This window comes from Halorubrum sp. CBA1229, assembly GCF_003721435.2.
Classification (GTDB): Archaea; Halobacteriota; Halobacteria; order Halobacteriales; family Haloferacaceae; genus Halorubrum.
Genome location: NZ_CP054585.1, coordinates 3,020,758 through 3,044,602, shown reverse-complemented (window position 1 = coordinate 3,044,602; position 23,845 = coordinate 3,020,758). Strand labels below are relative to the sequence as shown.

The following is a 23,845-nucleotide window of genomic DNA, read 5'->3' as shown; positions in this document are numbered from 1 at the left end:
CGATACATGACAGATAATAGCACGCACGACTCCGGCGAGGCGGCCGCCGATGGTGGACGCGCATCGGACGGCGCGGCCACCGACGGCGGCGTCGCCACGGGCGCGGCACAGACGCACAACGACACCGACTACCTCGGAGCGGAGGTGAACATCCTGAACCCGAGCACGCCGTACATGCGGGATCACCTCCGCATCGTCTGGACCGGGTTCGCTATCTGGGTCCTCGCGGTATGGGGGCCGGTGACGCTGACGCGGCTCGCTCCCGGCCCGATGACGAGTCAGATGCCGATCTTAGGCTTCCCGATCCACTACTTCCTCGTCGCGTTCGGGGCGCCGACCAGCGCGCTGATCCTCTCGTTCTGGTACTCGCGCAAGCGTGACGCGCTCGACGAGAAGTACGGTATCGATCACGCCACCGTCGCGGAGACCGGGAGCGGCGCTGACGTCGCGGCGGCCGACGGGGGGACCGAGGAATGACGGGGAGCTCGCTCCTGCTGCAGAGCGACCTCCTTCCGGAGGCCCTCGACATCTCGTTCAAGCTGGCGCCGGCGATCCTCGTGATCGGGATGCTGGGGCTGTTCCTCTCGATCGGCTTCGTCTTCCGCGTGGCCGACACCGACGACATGTGGGTCGCCGGCCGGTCCATCGGGAACGTCGAGAACGGGATGGCGATCGGGGCGAACTGGATGTCGGCGGCGTCCTATCTCGGGATGGCGGCGTCCATCGCGCTGGCCGGCTTCTACGGCCTCGTGTTCGTCGTCGGCTGGACGACGGGCTACTTCATCCTGCTCATCTTCCTCGCCGCGCAGCTGCGCCGGTTCGGGAAGTACACGGCGCCGGACTTCGTCGGCGACCGATTCAACTCCGACACCGCGCGCGCCATCGCGGCGGTGACGACGTTCCTCATCGGCTTCGTCTACGCCATCGGACAGGCGAAGGGGATGGCCTTGGTCGGCCTGTACATCTTCGGTAACTACGGGGGCCTCATCCCCGGCCTCGACGGGTACCAGGTGATGGTCGTCGCCATGATGGTCGTCACCGTCGGCTACCTGACGCTGTCCGGGATGCTGGGCGCCACGAAGAACCAGGCGGTCCAGTACGTTATCCTCATCCTCGCGTTCGTCGTCGGGCTCTTCGTCGTCGGCTACACCAACGGCTACTCCACGGTGCTGCCGCAGCTCGAGTACGGGATGCTGATCAGCGAGCTCGGCAGCGAGTTCTCCGAGCCGTTCGCCTCGTCGAGCTACTACCTCTGGGTCGCCACGACGTTCTCGCTCATCGTCGGCACCTGCGGACTGCCGCACGTGCTCGTCCGGTTCTACACGGTCGAGAGCGAGCGGACGGCCCGCTGGTCGACGGTCTGGGGGCTGTTCTTCATCTGTATCCTCTACTGGAGCGCCCCGGCGTTCGCGGCGTTCGGCACCGACCTCTACTCGCAGAACGTCGGTGCGACGTACGGCGATCCCGGGATGACGGGCGCGGCCAGCGAGGTCATCGTCGTGCTGGCGGCGCAGCTGTCCGGGCTCCCGGACTGGTTCGTCGGGATCGTCGCGGCGGGCGGTATCGCCGCGGCCATCGCGACGGTCGCCGGGCTGTTCATCGCCGGCTCGTCGGCGATCAGCCACGACATCTACACGAACATCATCAACGAGGACGCGACGCAGCGCCAGCAGATCCTCGTCGGCCGCCTCTCGATCGTCGCGCTCGGCGCGCTGACCACCCTGGCCGCGCTCAACCCCGCGTCGTCGATCGCCGCGCTCGTGGGATACGCGTTCTCGCTCGCCGGCTCCGTCCTGTTCCCGATGTTCTTCCTCGGAATGTGGTGGGAGAACGCTAACCGGCCAGGGGCGCTCGCCGGCATGACGACGGGACTGACCCTCTGGTCGATCCCGATGATCAACCAGATCGTCCCGACGTACATCGGCTCGATCGACGCGCCGCTGTCGGCGGGGCTGGCGACCTGGATGCCAGCTATCGGCTCGGCGCTGATCACGCTCCCGATCGTGTTCATCGTCACCATCGTCGTCTCGATGGCGACCGACGAGCCGTCGCTCGAGACGAAGCGGATCGTCCGGCAGTGCCACAGCCCCGAGCCGATGGGGCAACAGGAGACCGCCGAGGACGTCGTCGCCGACGGCGGCGAGGACCTCGCGGCTGATGGCGGCCGCGCAGTTGACGACGCGGCCGCCGAGGGGGACCGCGCAGTTGACGACGCGGCCACGGAGGAGTAATCCATGTACGAACGCATTCTGATCCCGACCGACGGTAGCGATGTCGCAGAGTCAGCGGTCGCCCACGCGCTCGACCTCGCCGAGCAGTACGACGCCGAGGTCCACGCGCTGTACGTGGTCGACATCGACTCGGTCCACCTCAGTCTCGGCACCGAACAGGTCGACCGCCTCAAGCAGGGCCGGTTCGGCGAGATGGGCGAGCTGAAAGAGAAGGCCGACGAGGCGACCGGCGCCGTCGCCGAGCGCGGCGCCGAGCGGGACGTCGACGTCGTCGAACACGTCTCCGGCGGCCGCCCGCACAAGGTGATCGCGGACTACGCCGATGACCACGACGTGGACCTCATCGTGATGGGGAGCCACGGCCGCGCCGGCGTCCGGCGCGCGCTCCTCGGGAGCGTCACCGAGCGCACGCTGCGCTCGACGCACGTGCCCGTCCTCGTCGTCGACTACCTCGAGGAGGACTGAGCCGCGGGCCCGGCCCCGGGCTTCGCCTGCCGCCCGGGCGCCGACCCGCATCGCCGCCGAACCGCCTCGCTTCCGGAACACCGACGTACCCCGACCGACACGCTCACCTATGCCAGAGACGGACACGACCGACGACCCGAACGAGAAGAGCCTCGCGGAGCGCGTCCGGTCGCAGGTCAGCGAGAACCGAACCGGGATGCTACAGGACCTCGTGTTCGCGGTCGCGTGGGTGACGCTCGTGTCCCTGCTCTACGACTTCGCGTTCTCGACCGCCCCGCAGTGGGTGTTGTACCTGTTCATGCTCGCCGGCATCCCGGCGTACTTCGGCTTCTTCATCTCGCTGCAGATGGCGAGAGAGCAGCGCTAGACGCGGCTCCCTCTTTTTAATCGTCGACCGTCTCGACGGACGCCTCCGGGCCGTCGCCGCCGTCCTCGTCGACGACGCCCTCGGTCCAGGTCCCGCGCAGGAACCACGCCGCGCCGACGGCGAACGAGACCACGGCGGCCGTCGCGTACCCCCACCACAGTCCCACCGCGCCCCAGTCGAAGCCGACGTACCCGACGTCGACCGCGGGAACGTCGACGGGCCCCACAGAGACCCCGCCGAGCGTGACGCCGACCGCGCCGAACGCGAGCAGGGCGGCCAGCGGGAGCCGGAGGGCCCACCGCGAGAGCAGGGACAGCGCCAGCGCCGCCTTGGTGTGTCCCGCGCCGCGGAACGCCCCCTGTATCACCATGAGGCCGCCGAAGAAGCCCCACGACAGCGCGACGACGCGGAGGAAGACGACCCCCTCGGCGATCGTTTCCGGATCGTCGATGAAGACGCCGATCGCGGCGGCCGGAAACAGCCAGACCGCGCCGCCGGCGACGCCGAGAAGCGCCATGGTCCCGAGGGTGGCGACGCGGGTGACGGCGACGGCGCGGTCGGGCGTGTCGGCGCCGAGGTTCTGGCCGACCCCCGTCGCGGTCGCCTGCCCGACGGCGCCCGCGACCGACCAGGAGACCGACATCAGCCTGACGCCGATCCCGTAGGCCGCGGTCGCGGCCGGGCCGAACCGCGCGACAAGCGCCGCCATGAAGACGGCGGCGAACGACCGGGCCCACCCGTCGAGCGTCGCCGGATAGCCGACGTCGACGAGCTTCCGGAGGATCTCCGGATTCGGCGCGAGGTCGCGGAGGTACAGCTTCACCCCCCAGTCGCCGCGCAGCAGGATCCCGACGCCGGCCGCGGTCGCGAACAGGCGCGCGATCAGCGTCGCGATCGCGGCCCCGCGCGTGCCGAGCGCGGGGACCGGGCCCCACCCGAGGATGAAGACGGGGTCGATGACGATGTTGATCCCGGCGGAGATCCCGACGAGCCACATCGCGGTCGTCGTGTCGCCCGCGCCCTGCAGCGAGGCGCGGAACGCGAAGAAGAGGAACGTGAGCGGGAGGGTGAGGAGGATCACCTCGATGTACGCGAGCGCCTCGACGAACACCGCGTCGCGCGCGCCGATCCAGTAGAGCAGCCGGTGGCGCGCCGCGAAGCCGAGGACCGCGAGGGCGACGGAGACCGCGATCGCGAGCAGCACCGTCTGCCCCACGACCTCGTCGGCGCGACGGTCGTTGCCGGCGCCGACGTGCTGGGAGACCAAGGCGATCGTCGCGGCGGTGAGCCCCACCGCGGTCGAGACGAACATCCACGAGAGCGGGAACATGAGCGAGACGGCGGCGACGGCCTCGGTGCTCACTCGCCCGACCCAGAACATGTCCGCGAGGTTGTAGAGGGTCTGGAGGAGGTTCCCGAGCACCAGCGGCCACGCGAGGTCGAACAGCTTCGGGGAGATCGCCCCCGTCGTCATATCGACCCGGGCGTCGTCGTTTCCCACGGCGAGTTCTGTTCGAACGCACGACCGCTCGCGACCTAACGTTTCGGGAACCGGTCCGGCTCCCGTTGGCCCTCGGTCCGACCGGCACCGGTTCGACTCGGAAAAACGGAATCAGCGTCTATTCGGGCCGGAAACGACCGAACTGCGGAGAATCGGGGCGCACGCAACACTTATCACCCAGTCGGGAGTCTATCAGGATGCGATGGCGACAGGCAAGGTCGACTTCTTCAACGACACCGGCGGCTACGGATTCATCGAGAGTGACGACGCTGACGAGGACGTGTTCTTCCACATGGAAGACGTCGGCGGCCCGGACCTCGAGGAAGGCCAAGAGGTAGAGTTCGAGATCGAGGAGGCGGAGAAGGGTCCGCGCGCGAAGAACCTCACTCGGCTGTAGCTCGGCCGTACCCGCGACCGGCGACGACGGACAGCTCTCGAAACACGTTCCGCGTATATCACGCCCGCGAGCGACGGCGCCGGTGTTTTGGTCGACGGACGAGAATCGCTCGGGTATGGAGACCGACGATCCCGACGACCCCGTCGACCTCGACGCGTTCGTCGCCGAGAACCTCGACCGCTACGCCGAGACGCAGGGCGTGCTCCCGGAGCGGCTCGGCGAGTTCGGCGAGCGGTACCGCTCCCAGGGGCACCTGACGCGCGAGCAGCTCTACGAGATCGCCTACGAGTCGTCGACGCGGAGCGCCTATCACGTCCGGAAGAACCCCGAGCGGCGCTGCCGGGAGGTGACCCGGAACGCGCGCGTCGTCGACGGCGACTTCTCGACGATTCACCTGATCACCGGACTCGCGGGCTTCAAGACGCCGACGGCGTCGTGCGTTGTCGCGGCGCTCGACGGGGACAGCCACGCCGTCGTCGACACCCGCGTCTGGGCGTCGCTGGAGCGGTTGGGCTACCTCGACGGCCGGAAGGAGTCGTTCGACGCCGACGACTACGTGACGATGATCGAGCCGATCCGCGAAATCGCGGCCGAGACCGGCCGCCGCGCGGTCGACGTCGGCTACGCGCTGTTCGCCCACGACGCCCACGTGCGGGAGGGGACGCTCCATTAGCCGCGGCGGGCCCTATTTAAATAGGGAACTCGACGCCCGTCGCCTCCTCGGAGTACTCCCAGAGGCGCCGGGCGTCCGCGCGGTCGTAGGAGGCGTCGTTCGACCGCCCCACGGTCGGCGTTCCCCGTATGTTCATGAGCCCGCCCGGCTCGACGTAGGCGCCGCCGTCGACGTCGGCGGTCGCGGCGTACAGCATCGGTAGGGCGCCCGTCGCGGCGTCCTGCCCGAGCACCGCGTTCGCGGCCTTCATCCCGGCTTTTAAAAGCGGGCTGCCGCTCTCCTCCGCGGTGCGATGCTGGAGGTTCGTGGCCGCGTAACCCGGGTGGCAGGCGACGCTCCGGAGGCCGGGGTCGCCGCGCTCTGGGTCGTCTCCCGCCGCGGCGTCGTTGATCCGCCGCTGGAGCTCGTAGGCGAACAACAGGTTCGCGAGCTTGCTCCGGCCGTAGGCCTTCCACTTCCCGTACGAGCGTTCCCAGTTGAGGTCCGAGAAGTCCATCTCGCCCTGCTCGTGGGCGCCCGAGGACTGCGTGACGACGCGCGCGTCTCCCCCGACTCCCTCGGCGTTATTTAAAAGCGGGAACAGCCGGCCCGTCAGCGCGAAGTGGCCGAGGTGGTTGACGCCGAACTGCGTCTCGAAGCCGTCCTCAGTCTCGCTCCGCGGGATCGCCATCACGCCGGCGTTGTTACAGCAGACGTCGACCGCGTCGTAGTCGTCGCCGAGCCCCTCGGCGAAGGCCGCCACCGAGTCGAGCGACGCGAGGTCGCACTCGCGCACGTCGAGGTCGAGATCGCCGCGGTCGACCGCGCTCTCCCGCCGGATCTCGTCGGCCGCGCGCTCGCCGCGCTCGACGCTCCGGCACGCCATCACGACTGTCGCGCCCTTCTCGGCGAACGCGCGGCTCCCCTCATAGCCGAGGCCGCTGTTCGCCCCCGTAACGACGACGGTCTTCCCGTCCAGTCGCGGCATCTCGTCTTCCGTCCAGCCTGACATGGGAGACAGAAGGGCCCTCACGCGGAGAAAGGTGTCGGCGGGCGAACCAGCGGCCGTGAGGGCGGTCTCGGAACGAGACGGGAGCCCATGTCAGACCTGCTCGAACCCCCCGAGCACCACGGCGATCGCGTCCTTCGACGGAAGGTCGCGGACCCCGTACTCGGTCGGATGCTGCTGGTCGTGCGGGTAGACCCTCGGCTGCGGGACCTCATACGCTTCGTTGCCCCCGAAGTCTCTGAGAAACTCTTTCGTGATCATCGGCTCGACGAACGCCAGCCGCGACGTTTCGGCGTCACCGATGAACCCCTGGATGAGGGTGTTATCGAAGGCCTCCGGGTTCCCCGGCTCTCCCGGTGAGTCCGGGAGCTCGGGCGCGTCCGCGGGAGCCGTGTGTTCGCCCATGTCTGTGATATATCGCTGGTCGGCGACCGAGTCGGGCGACCGTGCATATCCCTCTGGAAGCTGGTCGTAATCGAAGTTCGTCTTCGTCACCCGCCCGTCGGGATCCGGTTTCGAATCGTCGAGATCGTACTCACCGTTCCCGGTGTCGTACGGTGGTAGCTTCGGCCCCTCGACCGCATCGACCGTCGCCATGTCGAGCATGTGGAAGTGGACGTCGAAGTGCGGCTTGAGCCACGCGCCCGCCCCACCGAAGTGACCGCCGGGGTTCCAGTTGAGTCCCAAGAACGTGAACGGCGTCTCCGCCGCGGCCGGGAACGGGACGAAGAACTGCAGCGACTGCTTGAAATGGACCTTTGTCGCCTGCCCACCGGCGCGGTATTTGTCGGTCTTAGCCCGATTGTCTGCCGACGCGAGGTCGTCAGCGCTCGGTAACCCCTCCAACGCCGCGCGGTCGAACTTCACGCCGTGGTACTTCGGCTCGCCCGACGGCGTCTCCGTCGTGAACGTCCTGACCGATCCGTTACCGAAATCGACGCTCCGCCCGTACTCCGTGATCCCCTTCGGTGGGAACCCGCCCGCTGACGGTCCGTCGGAGCCGTTCCCCCGACCTCGTCCCGGGTCGCCCGCGACGGCCGACGACCCCCAGACGACGGCGGCGCCGGTCGCGGCCACGCCCCGGAGAACCCCGCGTCGGTTCGCGTTCTGCGGTCGGTCCGCGTCCCGCGCTCGATTCGCCTCTCCGTTCGCGTCGTCGTTTCTCATGGATCTGCTCCCTCTCGACACGGTTGTGTATATGACACACGTCACCGTGCCACACTATTCAATAAAGTTAAATTATTTCAACGTACCGGAGCGCGACCGCGTCGCGGAAGCGCCGCTGCCGTCGGCCCGCGTCGCCGTGCGTAACCGACCCACACACCCGGACGAAACGACGTCTGACGCGGAGATCCACTTTCACCGCGCCGGCGGTGCGTTTTTAGGTGCCTCGGTGGAAGGAGAGGATACCGAATGACGTCCTTCCAGTCGACGATCGGCGACGAGGAGGGGATCGCGGAGGAGCTGGCCGAGGGCCAGCGCGAGATCTCCATCGCCGAGTTCTTCGAGAAGAACAAGCACATGCTCGGGTTCGACTCGGGCGCCCGCGGGCTCGTCACCGCCGTCAAGGAGGCGGTCGACAACGCGCTCGACGCGACCGAGGAGGCCGGCGTCCTCCCCGACATCTACATCGAGATCGAGGAGGTGGGCGACTACTACCGGGTCGTCATCGAGGACAACGGCCCGGGCATCACGAAAGAACAGCTCCCGAAGGTGTTCGGAAAGCTCCTGTACGGCAGCCGCTTCCACGCCCGCGAGCAGAGCCGCGGGCAGCAGGGGATCGGCATCTCAGCGGCCGTGCTGTACTCTCAGTTGACGTCTGGGCAGCCCGCGAAGATCACCTCGCGTCCCAAGGGGCAGTCGCGGGCGCAGTACTTCGAGCTCATCATCGACACCGACACCAACGAGCCGGAGATCAAGGCCGACGAGGAGGCGACGTGGGACCGCCCCCACGGCACGCGCATCGAGCTGGAGATGGAGGCGAACATGCGCGCCCGCGGGCAGCTCCACGACTACGTGAAACACACCGCGGTCGTCAACCCCCACGCCCGGATCGAGCTGCGCGAGCCGGGGCTCGACGAGCCGATGAAGTTCGAGCGCGCGACCGACGAGCTGCCGGCGGAGACGAAGGAGATCCGCCCGCACCCGCACGGGGTCGAGCTCGGCGCGCTGATCAAGATGCTGGAGGCGACCGAGTCGTACTCCGTCTCCGGGTTCCTCCAGGAGGAGTTCACCCGGGTCGGGAAGAAGACCGCCGACAGCGTCATCGACAACTTCCGGGACGTCCACTACGGCCGCGAGCTCTCGTGGACGCCGCCGCGCGCGCACGACGACCGCGACGTCGCGGCCGCGGTCGGCGAGGCGGTCGCCAACAAGGGGAAGGCGGCGACCGCCGACTTCGCCGAGGGCGTCGCCGAGACGGTCGCGAGCAACGACCGGCTCTCCCGGGCCGAGCTCGCGACGATCGTCGGCAACGTCGCCGAGACGGTCGAGACCGACACCGGCAAGACGTTCGGCGGGACCGTCCGCGAGAACGCGGTCGACGCGGCGTGGCGGGCGATCACCGGAGTCGACGCCGACGGCGAGCCGGCCGGGGGCGCCGCCGGAGCCGCGGACGGCGACGATGAGGACGGCGACGCAGGAGACGCCGAATCCCCGCTCGTCGCCGACGCGTACGCCCTCGTGGACGAGGCGACCTCGACGCGGAAGGACGACGCCGCCGTGCAGGCGATGGCCGACGCCCTAACGCGCCGGTTCCTCAACCTCGACGGCGGCGCCTTCCGGATCACGCGCGACGACTTGGAGCGGCTCGTCGCCGACGCGGCCAACTTCGTCGCCGAGCAGCACGACGCGACGTTCGGCGAGACCGCCCGCGAGAACGTCGTCGAGGCGTTCTGGTCGCGGGCGCGCACGGTGCCCGACGACCCGCCGAAGGTCCGGGACATCGCCGGCGACCGCGACACGTCGGCCGACCTGCTCGCCGCGATGCGGACCACGGACATCCTCGCGCCGCCGACCGACTGCCTCGCGCCGATCACGGCCGAGCTCGTCGAGGCGGGGCTCCGGAAGGAGTACGACGCCGACTTCTACGCGGCGGCGACCCGCGACGCCGAGGTCCACGGCGGCGACCCGTTCATCGTCGAGGCCGGCATCGCCTACGGCGGGTCGATTCCGGCCGAGGGGTCGGTGGAGCTGCTCCGGTTCGCGAACCGCGTCCCGCTCGTCTACCAGCGCGGCGCCTGCGCGACGACGGACGTGATCAAGTCGATTGGGTGGCGCAACTACGGGCTCGACCAGCCCGGCGGCTCGGGCCTGCCGAACGGGCCGGCCGTCATCAGCATCCACGTCGCCTCCACGAACGTCCCGTTCACCAGCGAGTCGAAGGACGCGCTCGCGAACGTCCCCGCGATCGAAGACGAGATCGAGCTCGCGGTGCGGGAGGCCGCCCGCGAGCTGAAGTCGTACCTCAACAAGCGGCGCTCGATGCAGCAGCGCCGCGAGAAGCAGGACGTGCTCGGCAAGATCCTCCCGGAGATGGCCGACAAGGTCTCGGAGGTCACGGGCCGCCCGCGCCCCGACATCGACGGGGCCTTGGCGCGCATCATGAACAACGTCAGCGTCGAGCGCGAGGTGTCGGACGGCACCGTGACGCTGGTCGTCGAGAACCACTCGGACGTCAACGAGCAGCTGGAGATCACCGACATCGTCTCGACCGAGCCGACGGACCCCTCGGAGGGGACGGTCGTCGACATGGACGGCGAGTGGTTCGTCCAGTGGAAGCCCGAGGTGCCCTCGGGCGACGAGCGGGAACTGACGTACGCGGTCGACGACGACGCCGAGTTCGAGGTCAGCGTCGGCGGCGTCGAGACGGAGAAACTCACGGTGAACGCGTAAATGACGACAGACACAGACGCACGAGACGAGCTGATCGACCTGGCCGCCGATTTCTACGACCAGTTCGCGGGCGGGAAGATCCCGGAGCTGGAGCTCCCGACGCGGACGAAGAGCAACATCGAGTACGACACGGAGAGCGGCGTGTGGACGTACGGCGACCGCACGTCGACCCGCAGCGCCAACTCGGTGCGCGGCGCCCGCAAGCTGCTGAAGGCGGCGTACACGATCGAGTTCCTCGCGAACCAGCTCGACGAGGGGCGCTCCTCGACGCTGCGGGAGCTGTACTACCTCTCCGAGTCGTGGGACAACGACGAGGCCCAGTTCAAGTCGCAGGACGAGTCCAACGACCTCGTGGAGGACTTAGAGATCGTGACGGGGGTCACCCGCGAGGACTTCCACATGCGCCCGGAGGAGTCGGGCGCGACGCTGATGGGCCCGCTGGAGATCCGCGAGCAGACCCGCCGCGGCGAGCGCGAGATCCACTGTCAGGAGGACGTCGGCGAGGGGGGGTACCAGATCCCGAACAACCCGGACATGATCGAGTTCCTCGACGACGACATCGACTTCGCGCTCGCGGTCGAGACGGGCGGGATGCGCGACCGACTCGTCGAGAACGGGTTCGACGAGGCGTACGACTGCCTCGTCATTCACTTAAAAGGCCAGCCGGCGCGGGCGACCCGCCGGATCACGAAGCGCGTCCACGACGAGCTGGACGTCCCCATCGCCGTCTTCGCCGACGGCGACCCGTGGTCCTACCGGATCTACGGCTCCGTGGCGTACGGCTCGATCAAGTCGGCGCACCTCTCGAAGTACCTCGCGACGCCGGAGGCGCAGTTCGTCGGGATCCAGCCCGAGGACATCGTCGAGTACGACCTGCCGGCCGACCCGCTCTCCGACTCGGACGTGAACGCCCTCGAGTCGGAGCTCGAGGACCCGCGCTTCCAGACCGACTACTGGGAAGAGCAGATCGAGCTCCAGCTCGACATCGGGAAGAAGTCCGAACAGCAGTCGCTCGCGAGCCGCGGACTCGACTTCGTCACCGACACGTACCTCCCCGAACGGCTCGGGGAGATGGGGGTGATCTAACGGCGAGTGTAGCATGCCCTACGATCGGCTGCGGCGGCGTCTCGGTGAGTCCGGGTCCCCGACGGTGACGACGCTCCCCGACGGAAGCGTCGACCACTTCTGTACGGTCGTCGAAGACGGCGCCGAGTCGCTCGAGACCCGTGACGCGTTCGGCCGCGAGATTCTGGGAGATCGGTCGTCGTTCTCGTTTTCCGTCGAGACGACTGAACCCGGTGGTCAAGCGGTCAACACGGCGAAACAGCTGCACGCGCTCGGCGGATCAGTCACCTGTTACGGCCATCTCGACGCGCCGGTATTCGAATCGCTGCCCTTCGCCACCGTGTCGATGGGGTCACCTGCGCTCGTGTACGTGCTCGGCTTCAGCGATCGAGACGTGATGTTCGTCGAGAGCTCCGAGGTCGCGGAGTGGACCCTCGCGGAGCTACGCCGAGTCGGTGACCTCTCGGATGCGTTCGGGGGAGACGCCGTCTGCTGTAGCAACTGGGGGTCCGTGGGAGGGCTCGAGAGCGCGTTTCACGAGCTGAGCGACACGGACGTGCCGCGAGTTCCGTTCGTGTTCGATCCGGGCGATATCGTCGGGTCCCCTCCCGACGAGATCGGTGCGTTACTCGACGCGGTCGCCGCTCTCCAAGACACGTTCGACGTGGTGTACTCCGCCAACCGGCAGGAGGTTCGGACGACGGCCGCGCCTCTCTCCAGACCGTTCGACGACGACCTCGCGCGGCTCGCCGCGATCCGAGAGGAGACGGGTATCACGGCCGCGGTGATGCACGCGAGAGACGAGGCCGCCGCCGTCACGTGCGACGGGCGGCTGCGGGTCGACAACTACCGCGTCGAGCGGCCGGTGCGGCACACCGGTGGCGGCGATCGGTTCACTGGCGGGCTCGGCCACGCGCTGGCGTGCGGGTGGGACTGGGACCTCGCGTTGGCGTGTGGAAACGCCTGTGCGGTCTACTACGTCGAATCCGGCGGTACTGGCGGCGGACGGGATATCGCCGAATTCCTCGACGAACGGCCCCCCGTCGAGCCCTGAGCGACCGCCGTTCCCGCGACCGGGCGGCCGTCTCGCGACCGCTTACCGATCGTCGTACTCGATCGCGACGACCTCGCGGCGCTCGCCGTCCGCGTCGTCGTTCGCGTATTTATAAACGACGCCGTCTTCCTCGTCCGCGGTCGCGTTGTGCGAGCCGTCACAGAGCGGCTTCGAGTCCGAGAGGCCGCACTGACAGACGTAGATCAGGTCGTCGTCGCCCATGTCCGACTCGTCGAGCACCGCGGGCCCTCGCTCCTCGTGGGTGACTTCGCGTGCCATACACGTCGATCGGTGCCCGTCCGAATACGGCTTACGCCCGACTCTGAGTCAGCCGGGCCTGCCCGGGTGACACGGTCACTGCCTGACGCCGTTCCCGCCGCAACCCCCTTGAGCGTGGGTCCCCTACTCGCTGTATGAGCGAGACCGGCGAGCGAGACGCGGTCGACCCCGAGGCACTGAGCGACGAGGAGTGGCGGGAGCGCCTCTCCGAGGAGGAGTACCGCGTGCTCCGCAAGAGCGGCACGGAGGCGAAGTTCTCCGGCGAGTACGTCGATCACCACCCCGACGACGGGGAGTACCGCTGCCGGGCCTGTGGGACCGTCCTCTTCGACGCCGAGACGAAGTATGAGTCCGGCTGCGGCTGGCCCGCCTTCTACGCCGCCGAGGAGGAGAACGTGACGACGACGGTCGACACGAGCCACGGGATGCGCCGCACCGAGGTCAGGTGTGCGAACTGCGACTCGCACCTCGGCCACGTGTTCGACGACGGCCCCGAGCCGACGGGCAAGCGGTTCTGCATCAACTCGGTCGCGATGGAATACGACGAGGAGTAGGGACGTCGGCCACGAGCAGCCGGCTCACATCCCCTCGTCGAGCAGCTCGCGGGCGATGATGTTCTTCTGGATCTCGGTGGTGCCCTCGTAGATCTGGGTGATCTTCGCGTCGCGGTAGAGCCGCTCGACGTCGTGATCGTTGACGAAGCCGGCGCCGCCGTGGACCTGCACCGCCTCGTCGGCGACGTCGACGGCGACCCGCGAGGCGAACTCCTTGGCCATCGAGGCGAGCGCCGTGAGGTCCCCCGACTCGTTGTCGACGGCCCACGCGGAGCGGTAGGTCAGCCACCGCGCGGCCTCGGTGTTCGTGTGCATCTCCGCGAGCTTGTGTTTGATCGCCTGGAAGTCGCTGATCGGGCGGTCGAACTGCTCGCGCTCCTCCGCGTACTCCAGCGCGCGCTCGGCCGCGCCGCGGGCGATCCCGACGCCCTGCGCGGCGACCGCGGTGCGGGTCTCGTCGAAGAACTGCATGAGCTGGAGGAATCCCATCCCGCGCTGGCCGATGAGGTTCTCCTCGGGGACCCTGACGTCGTCGAACCGCAGCTCGGCGGTGTCGCTCGCGCGGATGCCGAGCTTCCCGGTGATCTTGTCGCGGGTGAGCCCGTCGCGGTCGCCCTCCACGAGGATCTGCGAGTAGCCGGAGTAGCGGTCGTCGATCTCGGGGTCGGTCTCGCAGACGACCACGAAGTAGTCGGCGACGGTGCCGTTCGTGATCCACATCTTCGAGCCGTTGATCACCCACTCGTCGCCGTCCTTTTCAGCACGCGTCGCGACCGATGTCACGTCCGAGCCCGCCTGCGGCTCCGAGATGGCCGAGCCCATCACGGCGTCGCCGGCGGTCACCTCCGGGAGGATCCGTTCCTTCTGCTCGTCGGTGCCGAACTCCATCAGCGCCTCGGCGCCGAACCCGGCGCTGGAGACGCAGAGGCCGATCCCGGGGTCGGCGGCGAACAGCTCCTCGGTCAGGATCGCGTTCTCCACCGACGAGTACCCGACGCCGCCGTATTCCACCGGGACGTGCGGAGCCAACAGCCCCATCTCCGCGGCCTTGTCCATAATCTCGTGCGGGTACTTCTCGTCGACGTCGTACTCGGTCGCGACCGGTCGGATCTCCTCGTCGGCGAACTTCCGTACCTCCTCGCGAAGCTGTCGTTGTTCGTCGGTCAGCTGAAACTCCATACCTCGAGTATCAGGGTAAACCGTGATAATCGTTGGCGAACGCCGAACAATTCGCAAGTAGTTTTTCGTTTACACCTCGGTCCGCCGACGTCGACCCGCGACCGCGACGCGTCGAGCGTCGCCTCAGCGGTTCTCGACGAACGTCGCGATCCGGTCGGTCGCCTCTTTCAGCTCTCGCATCGAAGTCGCGTACGAGACGCGGAGGTGGCCCTCGCCGCCCGCGCCGAAGACGGAGCCGGGGACGACCGCGACGCCCTGCGCCTCCAGCAGGTCCTCGGCGAACGCCTCGTCGTCGCCGCCGCAGTCGGGGAACGCGTAGAACGCGCCGCCGGGCTCGAACGTGTCGAGCCCCATCTCGTTGAACCGGGAGACGACGAGCCGCCGGCGGCGGTTGTACTCGTCGACCATCTCCGCGACTTCGTCGTCGCAGCGGTCGAGCGCCTCGATGGCGGCGTACTGCGGCGTCGTCGGCGCCGACAGCATCGTGTACTGGTGGATCCGGTTCATCGCGTCGATCGCGTCGGTCGGGCCTAGCGCGTACCCCAGCCGGAGCCCGGTCATGGCGTACGCCTTCGAGAAGCCGTTGACGACGACGGTGCGCTCGCGCATCCCCGGCTGCGTGGCGATGGAGGCGTGATCGGCGCCGTAGGTGAGCGCGGAGTAGATCTCGTCGGCGACCACCCGGAGGTCGTTCTCGCGGCAGAAGGCCGCGACCTCGGCGAGCTCCTCGTCGGTCATCGTCGCGCCAGTCGGGTTGTTCGGGTAGCAGAGGACGAGGAGGTCGGCGTCGGCGGCGCCCGACGCCTCCAGGGCCTCCCGCGTGAGCGCGAAGTCGTCCGCGGCGCGGGTCGGCACCGTGAGCTGTTCGCCGCCGGCCAGCTCGATCCCCGGCCCGTACGAGATGTACGTCGGCTCGTGGACGGCGACCGTGTCGCCGGGGTCAACGAGCGCGCGGAACGCCAGATCGACCGCCTCGCTCGCACCGGTCGTGACGAGCGCCTCCTCTTCCGGGTCGTACGACTGGTCGTAGCGCTCGTGGTGGGCGGCGATCCGTTCGCGGAGCGCCGCCATCCCGCGGTTCGACGTGTAGGAGGTCTTCCCGCGCTCGAGCGAGTCGATCGCGGCGGTGCGGGCCGCCCACGGAGCCGAGAAGTCGGGCTCGCCGACGCCCAGCGAGATCACGTCGTCGCGCGCCTCCGCGAGTTCGAAGAACTTCCGGATCCCCGACTCCGGGAGGTCGCTGGCGCGGTCCGAGAGCCTCATGGCGACACGGAGAGGCGGTCGTCGTCGTCGCCGTCCTCGAACCGAATCCCGCCGTCCTTGTAGGTCTCCATGATGTAGTGGGTCACCGTCTGGGTGACCTCCGGCATGGGCGCGACCTGCTCGGAGATGAACCGCGAGACGTCCTGCATCGTCTCGCCGAGCACCTCGACGGCGAAGTCGTAGTCCCCGGAGACGAGGTGGAGGGCGTCGACCGCGGGGAACTTCGCGATCCGGTCGGCGACCTGCTCGTAGCCGGTCTCGCGGTCGAGCTCGACGTTGATCTCGACGACCGCCCGGATCTTCCCCTCGTCGACGCGGTCCCAGTCGACGACCGCCTGGTAGCCGTGGACCACGTTGTCCGCCTCCAGCGCGTCGATCGCGTCCGCTACCGCCTCCGCGTCGAGGCCCGTCTGGGCCGCGATGTCGTCGATGTCCTCGCGGGCGTTCCGCGCCAACACGTCGAGTACCTCGCGCTCGGCGTCCATACCCTCCGATCGCACGGGGGCGGTTTATTAGTAGCGACGTGCGCAAGACGGGCGAGCGCGCCGGAGGGCGGACCGCGCTCCTCCGGCGACGATCCTTCCGCCATCCCCACGACTTTGGGCGCGGCCCGCGACTGGCCGACCATGACTTCAGACACTACCGACCGGAGCGACACGTTCGACATCGGCGGCGAGCTGACCGTCAACCGCCTCGGTTTCGGCGCGATGCGGATCACCGGCGAGGACATCATCGGCCGACCCGACGACGAGGACGAGGCCAAGGCTGTGCTCCAGCGCGCCGTCGAGCTCGGCGTCGACTTCGTCGACACCGCCGACTCCTACGGGCCGGGCGTCTCGGAGCGGCTGATCGGCGAAGCGCTCGGCGACCCCGACGACGTGGTCGTCGCCTCGAAGGCCGGACTGCTCCGCAACCGCGAGGGCGACTGGCTCCCCCACGGCGACCCGGACTTCCTGAAAAACCAGGTGCTGTGTAGCCTCGACCGGCTCGGCACCGACACCATCGACCTCTATCAGTACCATCGTCCTGACCCCGACACCGACTTCGAGGCGTCCGTCCACGCGTTCGCGGAGATGAAAGACGCCGGCCAGATCGCCCACGTCGGGCTCTCGAACGTCACCGTCGAACAGCTGGAGACCGCGACGGAGATCGTCGACGTCGCCACCGTCCAGAACCGGTACAACGTCGGCCATCGCGACGACGAGGACGTCTTGCGGGCCTGCGAGCGCAGCGGCGTCGGCTTCATCCCGTGGGGGCCGATGTACACGGTCGACGAGGAGGGCGTCGCGGAGGCGCTCGGCGAGGTGGCCGGCCGTCGCGACGCGACGCCGCGGCAGGTCGCGCTCGCGTGGCTCTTAGAGCACTCCGACGTGACGCTCCCGATCCCGGGCACGTCGAGCGTCGAGCACCTCGAATCGAACGTCGCCGCCGCGGAGCTGTCGCTGACGGACGAGGACGTGCGCGCGTTGAACGACGTCGACCCGCAGGCGTAGCGGCGGATCGTTTAAAAAAGGTCGCTCGGTCCGCTACTCGTCGAACGGGTTCACGAGTTCGACCGTCTCCTCGCGGTCGGGACCGACGCCGACCGCGTAGACGGGCGTGTCGATCTCGTCGGCGACGAGCTCCAGGTACTCGCGCGCCGGCTCGGGGAGCGCGTCGTAGCCGCCCTCGGCGACCGCGGCCGAGTCGAACTCCTCCCAGGTGTCGAGCGACTCGTACACCGGTTCGCACCGCTCCCATCGGTCGGTCGTGGTGGGGACGGTGTCGATCTCTTCACCATCGAGCTCGTAGCCGGTACACACCTTCAGCTCGTCGAGCCCGGCGAGCACGTCGACGTGGTTGACCGCGACGCCCGTGAAGCCGGAGACGCGCGCGGCGTGGCGGAGCATCGGGAGGTCGAGCCACCCGATCCGGCGCGGGCGACCCGTCACGGTACCGAACTCGCCGCCCTTCTCGCGGATGTCGTCGGCGAGCGCCTCCTCGTCGGCGTCGCCGTCGAGCTCGGTCGGCATCGGTCCCTCGCCGACCCGCGAGAGGTACGCCTTCACGATGCCGACGACCTCGCCGTCGCCGACGGTCGTGACGCCCACTCCTGAACCGACCGCCGCGCCGCCGGCGGTCGGATTCGAGGACGTGACGAACGGGTAGTTCCCGTGGTCGACGTCGATGTGGGTCCCCTGTGCGCCCTCGAACAGGATCCGGTCGCCCGCCTCGCGGCGGCGGTAGAGGTAGTCGCTGCAGTTGACGGTCATCCCCTCGTCAGCGAGGCGCTCGCCGATCGCGGCGAACTCCTCGTGGAGCGCGTCGACGTCGAACGCCTCGGCGCGGTCGTCATCGAGGTCGAGCCCGTACACGTCCTCGACGAGCGCGCGCTTCTGCGGGACGGCGTACTCCAGCTTCTCGCGGAGCACGTCGGGGTCGAGCAGGTCGGCGATCCGAACCCCTCGCCGCCCGGCCTTGTCCTCGTACGTCGGGCCGATGCCGCGGCCGGTCGTGCCGACCTCGTCGCCGGCGTCGTCGTCCGCCTTGATTTCCTCTTCGATCCCGTCCAGCACGCGGTGGTACGGCATGATGACATGCGCGCGCCGGGCGACCCGCACGTCGGGGTCGAGCCCGCGATCGCGCAGGTCGTCGATCTCGGTGAACAGCGTGCGCGGGTTGACGACGCAGCCGTTGCCCAAGACGCCGACCGTGCCCCGGACGGCGCCGCTCGGTACCAGCGAGAGCTTGTACTCCGCGCCCCCCTCGACGACGGTGTGGCCGGCGTTGTCGCCGCCCTGATAACGGACTACGACGTCCGCGTCCCCTCCCCACCGGTCGACGAGCGCGCCCTTGCCCTCGTCACCCAGCTGGGAGCCGACGATGGTGAGTGTCATACGGCCCGGAGGTTCCGGCCGGGGGGTAAAACCGATTACGGTCCGTCGTCGGTCTTACCCCACAGACGTGCATCACATCGAGGCACGGCCGAGTGAGATGTGCCCGTTCGTGCGGTCGCTCTCCGCCCGCGCGTGGTCGCCGTCACCGGTCTCAGTCGGGCGGTCCGGGCGGGTCGCGAAGGCCGTCGTCGTCGAAGCGATCGAACACGTTAACTACTCCCACGTCAAAGCGCCGGATCGAGCGACTCCGCCCCCGTCGCCGACAGCAACTTTTAAACCGGGGCATGACGAGTTAACATGTGCCATGATAGATCGACTAGAGAAGGAGGTAGACATGCTGGAACGCCACCTCCAGGTTCTGCGAATGGTCATCGAAAACGAACCGATCGGCATCGTGAAGATGTCGAACGAGACCGGCTACCCCCACCACAAGGTCCGCTACTCGCTGCGCGTGCTCGAGGAGGAGAACCTCATCGAGCCGTCCAGCCAGGGCGCGATCACCACCGAGCGGACCCACGAGTTCGTCGACGAACTCGACGAGAAGCTCGACGAGACGGTCGAGAAGCTCGGCTCCATGCGGATCGACGACGCCGCCGAACTCGAGAACTGAACGCCCTCGTTCGTACGCCTCGCCCGCCGGGAGTCCGCGTTTTGACCGCGGTCGGACGCAGCCGGGAGCGTCCCGTGTCCGGTCGGTATCGCCTCGCGTTGCGAAAGGAATCATCCGTTACCGCTCGCTGACTGATCCTCGTCAAACGTCCCGTTCTGCGGACCGCTCTACAGGTCGGGCACGGTCATGTGGAACCCGCCGTCACGGGCCTCGACCAGACAGAGGTGGTACCCCTGCTTGCGCGAGAGCTTCACGAAGCTCGCGCGCTTGGACCGGCTGAACAGCCCGCCGCCGACGGCGTCGCTCGCGGTCTCTAACGCGCCCGGCTCGAAGAAGCTCTCCGTCACCGCGAACGCCCCCGCGAACGAGTCGTTCGACTCGGCGATGTCGCGGCCGTTGCTCACGAGGGACTCCAGCGTCCCCTCGGCGGTCGGGTCCCGGCTGTCGTTGAGGTCGGCGACGAACAGCGGGTTCCCCATCCGGTCGCGCAAGACGAGATCGAACGCGCGCTGCTCGCGCGTCTCCTCGCCGTTCTCGCGGATCGCGATCGACACCGAGCCGCCGATCTCCGCGCGGTCGACTTCGGGGATCGCGTCGTAGAGGTCGCGGAGGACGCTCTGATTGCCGGTCCCGCTCACCTCGAACGGCAGGTCCTCGACGAGCCAGCGCGTGAACCCGTACTCGATCGTGTCCCGCAGGAACTCCTCGTACGGTCGGCCGTCGACCGAGAGCCCGTCCGTCTCGAAGCTCGTGTGGTGCTCGATCCGGAGGTTCTCGCGGAGCATGTCGCGGTCCACGGTGCCGTCGTGGGCGTCCTCCAGCGTCGCCCCGCCCTTGGAGTCGTACCTGACGAAGAGGTTCGTCCCGCTCCGGGCCTCCGCGGGCGAGAGCGAGCGGTCGCTCTCGGGAAGCCGCTCCCGGGCCGCGGCGAGCTCGTTGCGGAGCCGATCCCGCTCCTCGCGGAGCGTCGAGACCTCCGACTCGAGGCGGTCGACCTCCGTCGCCAGCTCGTCGCGCTCGCCCTCGATGTCGTCGCGCTCCGCGGCGACCTCGTCCAACTCAGCCGCCAGCGACTCGCGCTCTCGCTCCGACTCCTCCAGCGCGCTCTCCAGCTGCCGAAGGCGTTCCCGACGCGTTCCCTCGTCGCGCGACTCGCCGGCCCCCCGAGAGCGCTGCGACACGGCCGACCGGTTCGCGCCGGCCTCGGCGGTCGAGCGCGGATCCGGAGACGGCTCGTTCGCTGACTGCGCGGCCGTTCCGGCCTCGTTCCGCCCCGCGGCGCCGTTCGAGTCGCGCGACCCTCCGGAGCCGCCCCCGGTCGCGTTTCCGGCGCCGTTGCGGCCGCCCGGCGGGTCGCTCGCCTCGGACGGGTCGAGCGCCGGGATCGATTTCTGCTCGCGCCACTGCTCCTCCTCGGAGAACACGTCGTCGCTCGGGTGCGCTCCGTCGGTCGCGTCTCCGGATCGGTCCGAGTCGGTTCCGGCCGCGGTCGCGTCCTTGCCGCCGGGCGCGATTTCGGAGGCTCCCTCGCCGGGATCACTCGCCGGTTCGTCCGCCCGGGCGCCGGCTTCGGTCGACGCTTCGCTCTCGTTTCTTTGTCGGCCCGCGGCACCGCGGTCGCCCGCCCCGCCGATGTCGACGGGCGACTGGTCGTCGTCGCGGTCGGTCTCGGCCCGGGAGCCGGGGCCATCACGGCTCTCGGCGGTCGCGTCGCTTCCGGCGGTCGCGTCGCTTCCGGCTGTTTCGGGGGTCGCGTCGTCGCCGGCGGCGTCCGGGGCCGCGTCGACGGCGGTCGGCCCGCCAGACGCGACGTCGTCGGGCTCCGGACCGTCCTCGGGTTCCGGACTGCGTTTCGGACCTGGGTCGCTCGGTTCCGTCCGGTCCGCCGTCGCCCCGTCCGCCGATCCCTCGTCCGGTTCCGGCTCGTCCGGCTCCGAATCGCTCGTGGCGGTCGCCCCGGACGCGGCCGTTCCCGCGTCGCTGTCGGACGGAATCTCGCGGACGTCCAAGTCGACCTCGTAGACGGTGTAGATGCCGACCTCGTCGTCGGCGAGCGAGAACGCCTTCTCGCCGGTCTCCAGCCGTCTGGAGTTGCCGACGTACGCGGCGGCCATCGACTCGCCGGCGGTGTACGTGACGTAGTAGTCGCCGGAGAGCACGTTCTCCGAGAGCTCGACGTAGCCGGTGAACCCGCCCTGCGAGAGCTTGCGGTCCGCCTCCGAGAGCGGGGTGTCGTTCGTGTAGTACTGCGCCCGCGGCTCGCCGCCCTGCTCCTGCATGGCGAACAGCACCGGGAGGACCGCCTCGGGGGCCTCGTACAGCGTGCCGGAGGCATCCGCGAACTCGTCCAGGTCGCCGTCGGCCGTCCCGACGACGCGGCCCTCGAACACGAACAGCCACGCCGCACCGTCGGTCACCGCGCCGGAGAACCCGCGGTCGACGAGGCGCCCGAGCCCGGCGAATCCGCCCGAGAACTCGCGGGCGTCCCACCCGGTGATCTCCGATCGTCGCTGTGCGTCCATCTTGGTTTATGTGGCCTGCAACGACCCAAATACCTTCCGGACCGTGAGACGCTCGTCTGACAGCGATCGGGCGGGATTCTGCCGACCGAGATCGGGTCTCTGTCCGGCGGTTTTCCCGCTCGACCCTCGAGACCCCGTCCGGCTACGCGTCCCCGACGGTCGCGATCGCCTCGCGGCCGAGCTCGATCACGTCCTGTTGCAGGTCGCTCGCGGCCAGCTCGGTCGGGTCGTACCAGCGCCACGCGTCCGGGTCGACCTCGCCGTCGCCGTTCGGCGCCATCTCGCGGGAGTCGACGCGGGCGTAGTAGAGGTGATCGACGTGCTGGTGGCCCACCGATCCGTCCTCGCGGACGTTGATGTCGTGGAGCATGAGGTGGGCCGGCTCCGGGAGCCCGCGGGTGTTCGGTCCCGCGATCGACGACTCGGTCGCGACCAGCTCGGCCTCCAGCCCGGTCTCCTCGCGGACCTCGCGGAGCGCCGCCTCGTGGGGAAGCTCGTCGCGGTCGACGTGGCCGCCCGGCGGGAGGCGGATCCCGAGCCGGTCGTGGGCGTGGAGCGCGGTCGCGCCGTCGTTGACGACGTACGTCGTCGCGGTGAAGTGACGGGTGGTCTCCATACGCGTTGCTCGGCCCGCGAGGGCTTGTGCGTTCGGAAAACGGAAGTCGAAACCGGGCGTCCGGTCGCTCCGGTCTCGGAGAGAAACGGCGGAGCGCCGGCGTCAAAAGTGCGGTGCGTCGACGACGAAAAGGCGGAGCGTCGACGTGGTCGGGCGGGCGCGCCGATCAGCTCAGCGCGACGCCGTCCTCGGCCTCCAACAGCTCGTGGTAGCGGTTCCGGATGGTGACCTCGCTGATGTTCGCGACGTCGCTGACCTCGCTCTGCGTCACCTTCTCGTTGACCAGCAGGGAGGCCGCGTAGACGGCGGCGGCCGCGAGGCCGACCGGCGACTTGCCGGAGTGGATCCCCTGCGACTTCGCGGTGTCGAGCAGCGACCGGGCGCGGCGCTCGGCCTCGTCCGAGAGGCCGAGGTCGGAGGCGAACCGCGGGACGTAGCTCTCGGGGTCCGCGGGCTGGATCTCCAGCTTGAGCTCGCGGACGACGTAGCGGTACGTCCGGGCGATCTCGTCCTTCTCGACGCGGGAGACGGCCGCGATCTCGTCGAGGCTGCGCGGCGTGCCGGCCTGCCGGGCGGCCGCGTACAGCGAGGCCGTCGAGACGCCCTCGATGGAGCGGCCGGGGAGCAGGTCCTCGTCGAGCGCGCGGCGGTAGATGACCGAGGCGGTCTCGCGGACGTTGTCCGGGAGGCCGAGCGCCGAGGCCATGCGGTCGATCTCGCCGAGCGCCTGCTTCAGGTTCCGCTCCTTGGAGTCGCGGGTGCGGAACCGCTCGTTCCAGGTGCGGAGCCGCTGCATCTTCTCGCGCTGGCGGCTGGAGAGGGACTTGCCGTAGGCGTCCTTGTCCTGCCAGCCGATGTTCGTCGAGAGCCCCTTGTCGTGCATCATGTTCGTCGTCGGGGCGCCGACGCGGGACTTGCTGTCCTTCTCCTTGGAGTCGAACGCGCGCCACTCCGGCCCGCGGTCAATCTCGTCCTCCTCGACGACGAGCCCGCAGTCGACACACACCGTTTCGCCGTGCTCCGTGTCGGTGGCGAGCTGGCCGCCGCACTCGGGACAACGCAGTTCCTCGTCGGCCGACTCGCTCTCCTGCTCGTCGTCGACATGCTCCGCCGTGTACGTTCGAACGTTTTCGCTCATTGGTTGGTTCAAATGGAGGGAACGAGGGGACCGAGAGACGCGTCTCGGTTGGTTTCCTCACTATCAGGTAAGGGCTGAACACATTTAAATCCTTGTGCCGATATCGGATCTGAAAAGTACGTCGAGAGGTCGTCTCGAACCGTCTGATGGCGATAGTTGCCGGTTTTCTCACG

24 protein-coding genes are annotated in these 23,845 nt (G+C 68.9%); 13 read left to right on the top strand and 11 right to left on the bottom strand.

Annotated features, from left to right (window positions below):
* Nucleotides 1-6 precede the first annotated feature (6 nt).
* The 4 genes from Hrr1229_RS15320 (at nucleotide 7) to Hrr1229_RS15305 (ending at nucleotide 3,063) form a co-directional block, all read left to right on the top strand.
* The gene (locus tag Hrr1229_RS15320) at nucleotides 7-477 is read left to right on the top strand and encodes a DUF4212 domain-containing protein (RefSeq protein ID WP_123112087.1); all 471 of its coding nucleotides are present in this window, start codon (nucleotides 7-9) and stop codon (nucleotides 475-477) included.
* Nucleotides 474-2,231, top strand: a complete 1,758-nt coding sequence (locus Hrr1229_RS15315) for a VC_2705 family sodium/solute symporter (RefSeq protein WP_123112088.1) — start codon at nucleotides 474-476, stop codon at nucleotides 2,229-2,231. The genes Hrr1229_RS15320 and Hrr1229_RS15315 overlap by 4 nt, the downstream gene beginning before the upstream one ends.
* A gap of 3 nt (nucleotides 2,232-2,234) precedes the next feature.
* The gene (locus Hrr1229_RS15310) at nucleotides 2,235-2,696 is read left to right on the top strand and encodes a universal stress protein (protein ID WP_123112089.1); all 462 of its coding nucleotides are present in this window, start codon (nucleotides 2,235-2,237) and stop codon (nucleotides 2,694-2,696) included.
* A 109-nt stretch (nucleotides 2,697-2,805) separates the two neighbouring features.
* Entirely contained in the window at nucleotides 2,806-3,063 is a 258-nt protein-coding gene (locus tag Hrr1229_RS15305) for a hypothetical protein (protein ID WP_123112090.1), read from the top strand.
* Between the two features lie 16 nt (nucleotides 3,064-3,079).
* Here Hrr1229_RS15305 and Hrr1229_RS15300 read toward each other — a convergent pair whose 3' ends face one another.
* The gene (locus tag Hrr1229_RS15300) at nucleotides 3,080-4,537 is read right to left on the bottom strand and encodes an MATE family efflux transporter (RefSeq protein ID WP_123114812.1); all 1,458 of its coding nucleotides are present in this window, start codon (nucleotides 4,535-4,537) and stop codon (nucleotides 3,080-3,082) included.
* A 229-nt stretch (nucleotides 4,538-4,766) separates the two neighbouring features.
* Between Hrr1229_RS15300 and Hrr1229_RS15295 the strand changes: the two genes are divergently transcribed.
* The gene (locus Hrr1229_RS15295; protein WP_123112091.1) at nucleotides 4,767-4,961 is read left to right on the top strand and encodes a cold shock domain-containing protein; all 195 of its coding nucleotides are present in this window, start codon (nucleotides 4,767-4,769) and stop codon (nucleotides 4,959-4,961) included.
* Between the two features lie 115 nt (nucleotides 4,962-5,076).
* The gene (locus tag Hrr1229_RS15290; RefSeq protein WP_123112092.1) at nucleotides 5,077-5,634 is read left to right on the top strand and encodes a hypothetical protein; all 558 of its coding nucleotides are present in this window, start codon (nucleotides 5,077-5,079) and stop codon (nucleotides 5,632-5,634) included.
* A gap of 16 nt (nucleotides 5,635-5,650) precedes the next feature.
* Here Hrr1229_RS15290 and Hrr1229_RS15285 read toward each other — a convergent pair whose 3' ends face one another.
* Nucleotides 5,651-6,625: an oxidoreductase gene (locus Hrr1229_RS15285; RefSeq protein ID WP_123112093.1), complete on the bottom strand. Its 975-nt coding sequence runs from the start codon at nucleotides 6,623-6,625 to the stop codon at nucleotides 5,651-5,653.
* Nucleotides 6,626-6,715: 90 nt separating this feature from the next.
* Nucleotides 6,716-7,789 carry a hypothetical protein gene (locus Hrr1229_RS15280; RefSeq protein ID WP_123112094.1) on the bottom strand — a complete coding sequence of 358 codons (1,074 nt, stop codon included), beginning with the start codon at nucleotides 7,787-7,789 and terminating at the stop codon, nucleotides 6,716-6,718.
* Between Hrr1229_RS15280 and Hrr1229_RS15275 the strand changes: the two genes are divergently transcribed.
* From Hrr1229_RS15275 to Hrr1229_RS15260, 4 genes are read left to right on the top strand one after another with little or no spacing between them, the layout of a single operon-like run.
* Complete coding sequence (locus Hrr1229_RS15275) at nucleotides 7,788-8,039, top strand: hypothetical protein (protein ID WP_148041730.1); 252 nt, start codon at nucleotides 7,788-7,790, stop codon at nucleotides 8,037-8,039. The genes Hrr1229_RS15280 and Hrr1229_RS15275 overlap by 2 nt on opposite strands.
* Complete coding sequence (locus tag Hrr1229_RS15270; protein ID WP_123112095.1) at nucleotides 8,036-10,516, top strand: DNA topoisomerase VI subunit B; 2,481 nt, start codon at nucleotides 8,036-8,038, stop codon at nucleotides 10,514-10,516. The genes Hrr1229_RS15275 and Hrr1229_RS15270 overlap by 4 nt, the downstream gene beginning before the upstream one ends.
* A complete protein-coding gene (locus Hrr1229_RS15265) occupies nucleotides 10,517-11,602 on the top strand; it encodes a DNA topoisomerase IV subunit A (protein ID WP_123112096.1) in 1,086 nt (361 codons plus the stop codon).
* Between the two features lie 13 nt (nucleotides 11,603-11,615).
* Nucleotides 11,616-12,635 (top strand): carbohydrate kinase family protein, encoded by a 1,020-nt coding sequence (locus tag Hrr1229_RS15260; protein WP_123112097.1) that lies wholly within the window; start codon nucleotides 11,616-11,618, stop codon nucleotides 12,633-12,635.
* A gap of 42 nt (nucleotides 12,636-12,677) precedes the next feature.
* Here Hrr1229_RS15260 and Hrr1229_RS15255 read toward each other — a convergent pair whose 3' ends face one another.
* Nucleotides 12,678-12,914 (bottom strand): CDGSH iron-sulfur domain-containing protein, encoded by a 237-nt coding sequence (locus Hrr1229_RS15255; RefSeq protein ID WP_123112098.1) that lies wholly within the window; start codon nucleotides 12,912-12,914, stop codon nucleotides 12,678-12,680.
* A gap of 134 nt (nucleotides 12,915-13,048) precedes the next feature.
* On the opposite strand from Hrr1229_RS15255, the gene msrB reads away from it, so the two are divergent.
* Nucleotides 13,049-13,468: a peptide-methionine (R)-S-oxide reductase MsrB gene (gene msrB / locus Hrr1229_RS15250; RefSeq protein WP_123112099.1), complete on the top strand. Its 420-nt coding sequence runs from the start codon at nucleotides 13,049-13,051 to the stop codon at nucleotides 13,466-13,468.
* Nucleotides 13,469-13,492: 24 nt separating this feature from the next.
* On the opposite strand, the gene Hrr1229_RS15245 is transcribed toward msrB, so the two are convergent.
* The 3 genes from Hrr1229_RS15245 to Hrr1229_RS15235 all read right to left on the bottom strand — a co-directional run bounded on the left by Hrr1229_RS15245 (nucleotide 13,493) and on the right by Hrr1229_RS15235 (nucleotide 16,395).
* Nucleotides 13,493-14,647: an acyl-CoA dehydrogenase family protein gene (locus Hrr1229_RS15245; RefSeq protein ID WP_123112100.1), complete on the bottom strand. Its 1,155-nt coding sequence runs from the start codon at nucleotides 14,645-14,647 to the stop codon at nucleotides 13,493-13,495.
* A 123-nt stretch (nucleotides 14,648-14,770) separates the two neighbouring features.
* Nucleotides 14,771-15,910, bottom strand: a complete 1,140-nt coding sequence (locus tag Hrr1229_RS15240; protein WP_123112101.1) for an aminotransferase class I/II-fold pyridoxal phosphate-dependent enzyme — start codon at nucleotides 15,908-15,910, stop codon at nucleotides 14,771-14,773.
* Nucleotides 15,907-16,395 carry an Lrp/AsnC family transcriptional regulator gene (locus Hrr1229_RS15235; protein ID WP_123112102.1) on the bottom strand — a complete coding sequence of 163 codons (489 nt, stop codon included), beginning with the start codon at nucleotides 16,393-16,395 and terminating at the stop codon, nucleotides 15,907-15,909. Before Hrr1229_RS15235 ends, Hrr1229_RS15240 begins: the two co-directional genes overlap by 4 nt.
* 141 nt (nucleotides 16,396-16,536) lie before the next feature.
* Here Hrr1229_RS15235 and Hrr1229_RS15230 point away from each other — a divergent pair, with 141 nt between their 5' ends.
* A complete protein-coding gene (locus Hrr1229_RS15230) occupies nucleotides 16,537-17,403 on the top strand; it encodes an aldo/keto reductase (RefSeq protein ID WP_123112103.1) in 867 nt (288 codons plus the stop codon).
* Nucleotides 17,404-17,436: 33 nt separating this feature from the next.
* Here the strand turns inward: Hrr1229_RS15230 and Hrr1229_RS15225 are convergent, their stop codons facing one another.
* Nucleotides 17,437-18,786, bottom strand: a complete 1,350-nt coding sequence (locus Hrr1229_RS15225; protein ID WP_123112104.1) for an adenylosuccinate synthase — start codon at nucleotides 18,784-18,786, stop codon at nucleotides 17,437-17,439.
* A gap of 304 nt (nucleotides 18,787-19,090) precedes the next feature.
* Here Hrr1229_RS15225 and Hrr1229_RS15220 point away from each other — a divergent pair, with 304 nt between their 5' ends.
* Nucleotides 19,091-19,396: a hypothetical protein gene (locus tag Hrr1229_RS15220; protein WP_004595838.1), complete on the top strand. Its 306-nt coding sequence runs from the start codon at nucleotides 19,091-19,093 to the stop codon at nucleotides 19,394-19,396.
* A 167-nt stretch (nucleotides 19,397-19,563) separates the two neighbouring features.
* Here the strand turns inward: Hrr1229_RS15220 and Hrr1229_RS15215 are convergent, their stop codons facing one another.
* The 3 genes from Hrr1229_RS15215 to Hrr1229_RS15205 all read right to left on the bottom strand — a co-directional run bounded on the left by Hrr1229_RS15215 (nucleotide 19,564) and on the right by Hrr1229_RS15205 (nucleotide 23,672).
* Nucleotides 19,564-21,918: a hypothetical protein gene (locus Hrr1229_RS15215; RefSeq protein WP_123112105.1), complete on the bottom strand. Its 2,355-nt coding sequence runs from the start codon at nucleotides 21,916-21,918 to the stop codon at nucleotides 19,564-19,566.
* 142 nt (nucleotides 21,919-22,060) lie between these two features.
* A complete protein-coding gene (locus Hrr1229_RS15210) occupies nucleotides 22,061-22,534 on the bottom strand; it encodes an NUDIX domain-containing protein (protein ID WP_123112106.1) in 474 nt (157 codons plus the stop codon).
* A gap of 166 nt (nucleotides 22,535-22,700) precedes the next feature.
* Complete coding sequence (locus tag Hrr1229_RS15205) at nucleotides 22,701-23,672, bottom strand: transcription initiation factor IIB (RefSeq protein WP_123112107.1); 972 nt, start codon at nucleotides 23,670-23,672, stop codon at nucleotides 22,701-22,703.
* Between the last annotated feature and the right edge of the window lie 173 nt (nucleotides 23,673-23,845).

Coding starts and splice junctions, on each gene's coding strand:
- Hrr1229_RS15315 (WP_123112088.1), top strand. CDS start 474: ATGACGGGGAGCTCGCTCCTGCTGCAGAGCGACCTCCTTCCGGAGGCC.
- Hrr1229_RS15320 (WP_123112087.1), top strand. CDS start 7: ATGACAGATAATAGCACGCACGACTCCGGCGAGGCGGCCGCCGATGGT.
- Hrr1229_RS15300 (WP_123114812.1), bottom strand. CDS start 4,537: ATGACGACGGGGGCGATCTCCCCGAAGCTGTTCGACCTCGCGTGGCCG.
- Hrr1229_RS15220 (WP_004595838.1), top strand. CDS start 19,091: ATGATAGATCGACTAGAGAAGGAGGTAGACATGCTGGAACGCCACCTC.
- Hrr1229_RS15230 (WP_123112103.1), top strand. CDS start 16,537: ATGACTTCAGACACTACCGACCGGAGCGACACGTTCGACATCGGCGGC.
- Hrr1229_RS15215 (WP_123112105.1), bottom strand. CDS start 21,918: ATGGACGCACAGCGACGATCGGAGATCACCGGGTGGGACGCCCGCGAG.
- Hrr1229_RS15210 (WP_123112106.1), bottom strand. CDS start 22,534: ATGGAGACCACCCGTCACTTCACCGCGACGACGTACGTCGTCAACGAC.
- Hrr1229_RS15270 (WP_123112095.1), top strand. CDS start 8,036: ATGACGTCCTTCCAGTCGACGATCGGCGACGAGGAGGGGATCGCGGAG.
- Hrr1229_RS15280 (WP_123112094.1), bottom strand. CDS start 7,789: ATGAGAAACGACGACGCGAACGGAGAGGCGAATCGAGCGCGGGACGCG.
- Hrr1229_RS15245 (WP_123112100.1), bottom strand. CDS start 14,647: ATGGAGTTTCAGCTGACCGACGAACAACGACAGCTTCGCGAGGAGGTA.
- Hrr1229_RS15225 (WP_123112104.1), bottom strand. CDS start 18,786: ATGACACTCACCATCGTCGGCTCCCAGCTGGGTGACGAGGGCAAGGGC.
- Hrr1229_RS15290 (WP_123112092.1), top strand. CDS start 5,077: ATGGAGACCGACGATCCCGACGACCCCGTCGACCTCGACGCGTTCGTC.
- Hrr1229_RS15295 (WP_123112091.1), top strand. CDS start 4,767: ATGGCGACAGGCAAGGTCGACTTCTTCAACGACACCGGCGGCTACGGA.
- msrB (WP_123112099.1), top strand. CDS start 13,049: ATGAGCGAGACCGGCGAGCGAGACGCGGTCGACCCCGAGGCACTGAGC.
- Hrr1229_RS15255 (WP_123112098.1), bottom strand. CDS start 12,914: ATGGCACGCGAAGTCACCCACGAGGAGCGAGGGCCCGCGGTGCTCGAC.
- Hrr1229_RS15285 (WP_123112093.1), bottom strand. CDS start 6,625: ATGTCAGGCTGGACGGAAGACGAGATGCCGCGACTGGACGGGAAGACC.
- Hrr1229_RS15235 (WP_123112102.1), bottom strand. CDS start 16,395: ATGGACGCCGAGCGCGAGGTACTCGACGTGTTGGCGCGGAACGCCCGC.
- Hrr1229_RS15275 (WP_148041730.1), top strand. CDS start 7,788: ATGGATCTGCTCCCTCTCGACACGGTTGTGTATATGACACACGTCACC.
- Hrr1229_RS15305 (WP_123112090.1), top strand. CDS start 2,806: ATGCCAGAGACGGACACGACCGACGACCCGAACGAGAAGAGCCTCGCG.
- Hrr1229_RS15310 (WP_123112089.1), top strand. CDS start 2,235: ATGTACGAACGCATTCTGATCCCGACCGACGGTAGCGATGTCGCAGAG.
- Hrr1229_RS15260 (WP_123112097.1), top strand. CDS start 11,616: ATGCCCTACGATCGGCTGCGGCGGCGTCTCGGTGAGTCCGGGTCCCCG.
- Hrr1229_RS15240 (WP_123112101.1), bottom strand. CDS start 15,910: ATGAGGCTCTCGGACCGCGCCAGCGACCTCCCGGAGTCGGGGATCCGG.
- Hrr1229_RS15265 (WP_123112096.1), top strand. CDS start 10,517: ATGACGACAGACACAGACGCACGAGACGAGCTGATCGACCTGGCCGCC.
- Hrr1229_RS15205 (WP_123112107.1), bottom strand. CDS start 23,672: ATGAGCGAAAACGTTCGAACGTACACGGCGGAGCATGTCGACGACGAG.